Annotated in this window: 7 protein-coding genes; 4 read left to right on the top strand and 3 right to left on the bottom strand. The window is 70.5% G+C overall.

Features of this window, described 5'->3' with window-relative positions:
• The first annotated feature begins 227 nt into the window (after nt 1-227).
• The 3 genes from AB0N66_RS42330 (at nt 228) to AB0N66_RS42320 (ending at nt 2109) form a co-directional block, all read left to right on the top strand.
• Nucleotides 228-1193, top strand: a complete 966-nt coding sequence (locus AB0N66_RS42330; protein ID WP_365446308.1) for a zinc-binding dehydrogenase — start codon at nt 228-230, stop codon at nt 1191-1193.
• A gap of 140 nt (nt 1194-1333) precedes the next feature.
• Nucleotides 1334-1543 (top strand): HTH domain-containing protein, encoded by a 210-nt coding sequence (locus AB0N66_RS42325; RefSeq protein ID WP_266832452.1) that lies wholly within the window; start codon nt 1334-1336, stop codon nt 1541-1543.
• Entirely contained in the window at nt 1543-2109 is a 567-nt protein-coding gene (locus tag AB0N66_RS42320; RefSeq protein WP_365446305.1) for a Clp protease N-terminal domain-containing protein, read from the top strand. The genes AB0N66_RS42325 and AB0N66_RS42320 overlap by 1 nt, the downstream gene beginning before the upstream one ends.
• Before the next feature lie 120 nt (nt 2110-2229).
• Here the strand turns inward: AB0N66_RS42320 and AB0N66_RS42315 are convergent, their stop codons facing one another.
• The gene (locus AB0N66_RS42315; RefSeq protein WP_365446302.1) at nt 2230-3384 is read right to left on the bottom strand and encodes a helix-turn-helix transcriptional regulator; all 1155 of its coding nucleotides are present in this window, start codon (nt 3382-3384) and stop codon (nt 2230-2232) included.
• A gap of 1 nt (nt 3385) precedes the next feature.
• Entirely contained in the window at nt 3386-4339 is a 954-nt protein-coding gene (locus AB0N66_RS42310; RefSeq protein WP_365446299.1) for a DUF4097 family beta strand repeat-containing protein, read from the bottom strand.
• 213 nt (nt 4340-4552) lie between these two features.
• On the opposite strand from AB0N66_RS42310, the gene AB0N66_RS42305 reads away from it, so the two are divergent.
• Nucleotides 4553-5392 (top strand): hypothetical protein, encoded by an 840-nt coding sequence (locus AB0N66_RS42305; protein WP_365446297.1) that lies wholly within the window; start codon nt 4553-4555, stop codon nt 5390-5392.
• Between the two features lie 57 nt (nt 5393-5449).
• Here the strand turns inward: AB0N66_RS42305 and AB0N66_RS42300 are convergent, their stop codons facing one another.
• On the bottom strand, nt 5450-5635 hold the full coding sequence (locus tag AB0N66_RS42300) for a DUF6104 family protein (RefSeq protein ID WP_365446311.1): 186 nt from the start codon (nt 5633-5635) through the stop codon (nt 5450-5452).
• Nucleotides 5636-5819 lie beyond the last annotated feature (184 nt).

The raw sequence follows: 5819 nt of genomic DNA, 5'->3' as shown, positions 1-5819 counted from the left end.
CTGCCCTTCACGTTTCTTGGGGCTGCGCCCCCAGACCCCCGCTTTCGGCCTGGACGGCCTCGTCCTCAAACGCCGGACGGGCTGGAACAGGGCGGAGCCCCGGGAGTACGGGACGGGTAGGCGCGGAGGGGGCGAAACACCTGTGACGTGGGTCCCGGACGCGGCGGGACGTGTGTCACAGAGGGACATGGTTCCGTCCGGCGGGGGCGGAGCCTATCGTCAGGGCCATGTTCGCTGCCTACGCCGCCCGAATCGACCGTGACCAGCCGCTCAACGGCCTGGAGTTGGGGGAGCGCCCAGCCCCCGAGGAGAGGCCAGGCTGGACGACGGTGAACGTGCGGGCCGCCTCCCTCAACCACCACGACCTGTGGTCGCTGCGCGGAGTCGGCCTGGCCGAGGACAAACTGCCGATGATCCTCGGATGCGACGCCGCCGGCATCGACGAGGACGGCAACGAGGTCGTCCTGCACTCCGTCATCGGGCAGACCGGCTACGGCGTCGGCCCCAAGGAGCCCCGCTCCATCCTCACCGAGCGCTACCAGGGCACCTTCGCGGAGCGGGTCTCCGTGCCCGCGTGGAACGTCCTGCCGAAGCCCAGGGAGCTGTCGTTCGCGGAGGCAGCCTGTCTGCCCACCGCCTGGCTGACGGCGTACCGGATGCTCTTCACCAACGCCGGGGTGCGCCCCGGCGACTCCGTGCTCGTCCAGGGCGCCGGCGGAGGTGTCGCGACGGCCGCGATCGTGCTGGGGAAGGCCGCGGGGCTGCGGATGTTCGCCACCAGCCGCGACGAGGCCAAGCGGAAGAGGGCCCTTGAACTGGGGGCCGTGGAGGCGCTCGAATCCGGGGCGCGGCTGCCGCAGCGGGTCGACGCCGTCATCGAGACGGTGGGGGCCGCCACCTGGTCGCACTCCATCAAGTCGCTGCGGCCCGGCGGCACGCTGGTCATCTCGGGTGCCACCAGCGGCGACCGGCCCTCGCACGCCGAACTGACCCGCGTCTTCTTCCTTGAGCTCAGGATCGTCGGCTCGACCATGGGCACCAAGGACGAGCTGGAGGACCTGCTGTCGTTCTGCGCCGCCACCGGTGTGCGGCCCGTCATCGATGAGGTGCTGCCGCTGGACCGGGCCCGCGAGGGGTTCGAACGGCTGGAGTCCGGCGATCAGTTCGGGAAGATCGTTCTCACCGTGGACTGACGGTGGACTGGCGGTGGACTGACGGTCGTATGCAGGTGGTTCCGGTTGCGGCGGGCTCGGCTTCTTCGGGCCCGCCGTTCGCGCGTCAGTTGTGTCAACTTTGATTGACGGATGCTCGGGTGTCAATGTAGGTTGACACCATGACCGAAGCAACGGATCTTGCCGAGCGCGCGGGTGATCGCGATCCGCGTATCGGGCTGCGGGCGGTCTCCGCGCTGCGGAGGCTGTTGGAGCAGTTGGAAGCGGTGCAGGTGCGCAGTGCGCGCAATCAGGGCTGGTCGTGGCAGGAGATCGCCGCGGAACTCGGAGTGACCAGGCAGGCCGTGCACAAGAAGTACGGGAGGCAGTGATGTTCGAACGGTTTACGAAGGACGCGCGGGCCGTGGTCGAGGGGGCGGTCGGGCATTGCGAACGGGCGGGGGAGGGGCGGGTCGAGGAAGCGCACATGCTGCTCGCCCTCCTTGACCGGGAAGGCAGCCGGGGCTCGTTCGTCCTCAGCTCGCTCGGCCTGGCGGGGCGGCGTGACTCGGTCGTACGGGAACTCGCCGAGGCGCGGCGGCGTGGTGGGCTCTCCCGCGCGGACGCCGACGCCCTCTCCGGGCTCGGTATCGACCTCTCGGAGATCGTTTCCCGGGTGGAAGAGGCGCATGGGGTGGGTGCGTTGGAGTCGGGGCAGCGGGGTGCCGGTGGGCGCTGGTCGCGACGGCCCGGCTTCGCTCCCGGGGCCAAGGACGTGCTCACCCAGTCCCTGCGGATGGCTCTCGCTCATCAGGACCGGCACATCGGGGACGAGCACCTCCTGATGGCGCTCGCCTCGCGGCCCGGTGTTCCCGCCGAGGTACTGGCCGATCATGGGGTGACGTACGCCGGGGTTGTACGGGTGCTGTACGAGGGTGGGGAGGCCAAGGCGGGGTGACGTGTGGGCGGGTGGGGCAGTTTTTCGCCCCCTCCGCCCCTGCCCGTCCCTTGCTCCTCGGGACTCCGCCCCCAGACCCCGTATCGCGCTGAACGCGCTCGTCCTCAAATGCCGGACGGGCTAAGAGGCGGGCCTGCGCAGCGCCGCCCCGATGTGCGCCGCCGCCGTCGACAGGTGGCTTCGGGTGTCGCGGAGTTGGTCCTCCGTCACCCCGTGGTCGCGGGCGGCGTCGCGGATGTCGTCGCGGAAGCGGTCCAGGAGGCGGTCCAGGTCGCGGGCCGGGTTGCCGGTGGAGTCCTCGTGGGCCCAGGAGGGTTCGTAGCCGGCGGGGAAGTCGTCCGGGGTGACTGTGTACTCCGGCTCCCTCGCCTCCTTCTTCTCCGGCGCCTCCTTCGTCTCCTTGGCCGACGCGGCTGATCCGGCTGCCGTTTCCGTGCGGCCGAAGCCGAAGTCCTTGCCGAGGTCCTTCGCGAAGTCCTTGCCAAGGTCCTTGCCGAAGTTCTTCCCGAACTCGCCGAACTCCTTGGCCAGCTCGGTCAGGCCCTCGCGGACGCCCGTCGGCCAGTCGCCCCGTGCAAAGTGGTCCTGGACCTGGTCCTGGACATGCTTGGCCATACGCTGCATCTCCTCCTGGGCCTGCGCGCGGGTCCTTTCCTGAGCCTCCTTGGCCTGGCGGCGGGCACGCTGCGCCTCGTCGCGGGCGCGGCGGCTCTCGTCCTTCGCGCGGCGGGCCTGCTCCTTCCACTCCTGCCTGACGCGCCGCATCTCCTCCTTCGCGGCCCGCCACGACTCCTTGTCGCGGAAGTCGCCGAAGTCCCCGGACTCGCCCTGCGCTGCGTCGTGTTCCTTGGCCGCGCCGCCACCCGCGCCGCCACCCGTGCCGCCCCGCCGGGCCTCAGTGGCCGCCGCTCGCATCTCGCGTCGCAGGTCACCTGCCGCGCCCCGTACATCGGCACGGATCTCCGCCGCGAGCTCTGCCACCGACTCGCGGATCTCCAGCTCCAGATCGGCCAGCTCACCGCTGCGGTCGGCCAGTTCGGCGCGGCCCGCGTCCGTGATCGCGTACACCTTGCGACCGCCCTCGGTCGTGTGCGTGACCAGTCCCTCGGTCTCCAGCTTCGCCAGCCGCGGGTAGACGGTGCCCGCCGAGGGCGCGTACAGGCCTTGGAAGCGCTCCTCCAGGAGCCGGATCACCTCGTACCCGTGGCGCGGCGCCTCGTCCAGCAGCTTCAGGAGGTAGAGCCGAAGGCGGCCATGGGCGAAGACGGGAGGCATCTCAGAGCACCTTCTTGTCGGTCGGGGCGTCGGTCGGGGCGTCGGTCGGAGCGTCGATCGAGGCTTCGCTCGGGGTGTCGGAGGGGGCTTCGGTCGTGCCCTTGGGTGCGGCGTCCTGAGGGCCCGTGCCCTCAGGTGACTCGTCCTCCGTCGGTGGCCTGCGCAGCAGGGCGATCGAACCGGAGACGGTCACCGCCTTCAGCTTGCCGTTGCCCGCGCCCAACCGGCCGGTGATCTTCTTTGCACCCCACTGTCCGGCGACCCGGAGATCCTCGAAGGCGCTGGAGACGCTGCCGCTCGCGGTGTTCGCCTCCACCACCGCGTCCGCCGGGTGCGGGAGGCGGATGGCGATCTCGCCCGAGACGTTCGACAACTGGACGTCCGTCGGAGTGCCCGTGGCATCCAGGTCCACGATCATCGAGCCGCTCACCGAGTCGGCTCGTACGGAAGAGCCCGAGCCCTCGACGACCGTCAGGTCGCCGGAGACGGAGTTGAAGCGGAGGTCACCGGTGACGGCCTGGGCCTCCAGGTTCCCCGACACCGTGTCCACGCGGACCGGACCCGCGATGCGGACCAGTGTCGTGTCGCCCGTGACGCCCTTCACCTCGACCCGGCCGTCCGTCCCGGAGACCACGGCGGCGGCGCCCACCACCCCCAACTCGACCCGGGTGCTCACCGGGACGGCCAGTGAGACCACCACGCTGCGGCGCCAGCCCTTGCGGTCGAGCCACTTGAGGAAGCCCTTCCAGGGAAGGTCCTCGTACGCCACTGTGAGTGTGCCGTCTTCCTGGGTCACCAGGAGCGGCGGGCCCTCCAGCTCGGAGACTTCGAGCCGGGCGGAACCCTCGTCGGTACCCACGACGTTCACTGTTCCGTTGACCACGCGCACATGCAGCGCCGTCACGGGGGCGTCGAAGGTGAGCTTGCCGGGCTCTGCGACGGACCACTCGGACATGGTGCGACCTCCTCGACAGGATCGGGACGGGACGCGCCATATCGCGTCTTCCACGTAACACGATATATCGCGGATACGGAAAGTCAAGACACCCGTTCTGATGTTCTCCGGACGGCCTCAGGTCTCGTGGCGGCCGGCCTGCGGGTGGCCTTCTGGCGACCCTCGGGTGGGCAAAAGGGGCAGGTCATTCCTAAATGCGCCTACGGTAAGACCATGTCCACGACGTCCGGCGAGCCCTCTGGCCGGCCTTCCGGCCAGATCCCCGGCGCCCTGCTCCTCTGCCGGGCGCGGCCCGAGTCCGTCGGATCCGCCGCCCAGCTGCTGCGTGAGCGGATGCTGCTCACCGGGGCCGGTGCCGAGTGGAGCGTGCTGGTTCCGGAGGGCAGGCCCTGGCTGCACGGCGGCGAACCCGTCGACCGGGTGCTCACCGGCTGGGCCACCGCTCTCGCCGTCGGCGCCCCCTGGCCCGTACTCGCCCTCTGGTGGGACGCCGACCACAGCGGCTACACCCTGGCCTCGGGTTTCCGCCGCACCGTCGGCTACGAGTGGCTGGCGAACGGCACTCCGGTCGGCGAGGACGAGGCGATGCGCACCTTCGCGGCCCGCCTCGGTCTCGATCCCGTGCTGGACATGCAGTCCCTGGAGCAGTTGGCCAAACCCGACTCCGCGGCGGACGCCCGCGCGCGCATGCGAGGGCTGCTCGCCGTCCTCACGCGCGCGGGGGTGGCACTTCCGCCCGGGCTCACCCCCGGAGAGCCCATCGGAAGGCTCCGTGAAGTGGCCCGTGTCCAGCCCGGTGCCGAGCAGGTCGAGTGGACGGGGTGGCGCGCGGCGGTCCGTGCGGAGCTCGATGTCGTGGAGGGCGGCAGCCTGGGGCCCTGGCTGCGTGGCCCGAAGGCACGGTCCCTGGCCGTGGCCCAGTTGGCCGCCGGTCTCCCGCTCGCCGCCTGGGGCGTACGGCGGAGCAGTGGCGGCTGGACCGCCGCCGGGCTCCTGCTGGTGATCCACGGCGCGCTCGGGCTCGCGTACGACCGGCTGCGGGCCTTCGGCTGACACCCGACCCCACCCCAACCCCACCCCACGATTGCCGATGCCTGGGACAGCCGGGACCTACTCCTCGTCGTCGTCCTCGTCGTCCAGCCGTGCCAGCCACGTCGCCAGCCGCTCCACCGGGACCTCGAAGTCCGGGTTGAGATCGACAAACGTACGCAGCTGCTCGGCGAGCCAGTCGAAGGTGACCTCTTCCTCGCCGCGCCGCTTTGCCAGTTCCTCGATACCGCGGTCGGTGAAGTACAACTCATGCTCCTGTTGCGAACGGGGCAAGCCCTGGGATCTACCTCTTCAGGGTAGGCCGTTCCGGAACGCCGAAGGCCCGGCCCCTCGAACTTCCGTTCTAGTGGTCGTCGCAACACCCCAGTTCAGGGGATGCGATGGACTTCAAGATCCGGGAGATCCGGACTGCTCAGGGGCCAAAGAAGCT

The sequence above is a fragment of the Streptomyces sp. NPDC093544 genome (genome assembly GCF_040683495.1).
Lineage (GTDB): Bacteria > Actinomycetota > Actinomycetes > Streptomycetales > Streptomycetaceae > Streptomyces.
This window is presented reverse-complemented; position numbering and strand designations above follow the sequence as displayed.

Excerpts from the sequence above, each read along its gene's own strand:
- AB0N66_RS42330 (WP_365446308.1), top strand. The coding sequence starts at position 228 with ATGTTCGCTGCCTACGCCGCCCGAATCGACCGTGACCAGCCGCTCAAC.
- AB0N66_RS42325 (WP_266832452.1), top strand. The coding sequence starts at position 1,334 with ATGACCGAAGCAACGGATCTTGCCGAGCGCGCGGGTGATCGCGATCCG.
- AB0N66_RS42320 (WP_365446305.1), top strand. The coding sequence starts at position 1,543 with ATGTTCGAACGGTTTACGAAGGACGCGCGGGCCGTGGTCGAGGGGGCG.
- AB0N66_RS42315 (WP_365446302.1), bottom strand. The coding sequence starts at position 3,384 with ATGCCTCCCGTCTTCGCCCATGGCCGCCTTCGGCTCTACCTCCTGAAG.
- AB0N66_RS42310 (WP_365446299.1), bottom strand. The coding sequence starts at position 4,339 with ATGTCCGAGTGGTCCGTCGCAGAGCCCGGCAAGCTCACCTTCGACGCC.
- AB0N66_RS42305 (WP_365446297.1), top strand. The coding sequence starts at position 4,553 with ATGTCCACGACGTCCGGCGAGCCCTCTGGCCGGCCTTCCGGCCAGATC.